Here is a 574-nt window from a genome sequence, read left to right on the forward strand (position 1 = left end):
AGGACGAGCACGGCAAGGACGACAAGGGCAAGGACCACGAGGGCAAGGACGAGAACGGCAAGGACGAGCACGGCAAGGACGACAAGGGCAAGGACCACGAGGGCAAGGACGAGAACGGCAAGGACGAGCACGGCAAGGACGACAAGGGCAAGGACGACAAGGGCAAGGACGAGAACGGCGGCCAGGGTGGCGGCGCTGCCGCCGACGCCTACGAGGACGAGGACAGCAAGGACTGGAAGGGCGAGGAGCACGGCCAGGACGCGGACGACAGCCGCGAGGAGAAGGACTGGAGCTCCAAGGACGAAGACAAGAAGGACTGGGAGTCCAAGGACGAGCACGGCTCGGACAAGGGCTGGGAGTCCAAGGACGAGCACGGCTCCGACAAGGGCTACGACTCGAAGGACGAGGACGAGTACAGCTCCGACAAGAGCTGGGAGTCCAAGGACGAGCACGGCTCCGACAAGGGCTACGACTCCAAGGACGAGGACGAGTACAGCTCCGACAAGAGCTGGGAGTCCAAGGACGAGCACGGCTCCGAGTACGGCTCCGACAAGGGCTGGGAGAACAAGGACGT

At 64.1% G+C, this 574-nt stretch carries 1 pseudogene; it reads left to right on the top strand.

Annotated features, from left to right (window positions below):
• Positions 1–574 (top strand): annotated as a pseudogene (locus tag AB0A90_RS13475) (hypothetical protein); the annotation flags it as partial.

It is taken from the genome of Micromonospora sp. NPDC049204 (assembly GCF_040647935.1).
Classification (GTDB): Bacteria; Actinomycetota; Actinomycetes; order Mycobacteriales; family Micromonosporaceae; genus Micromonospora.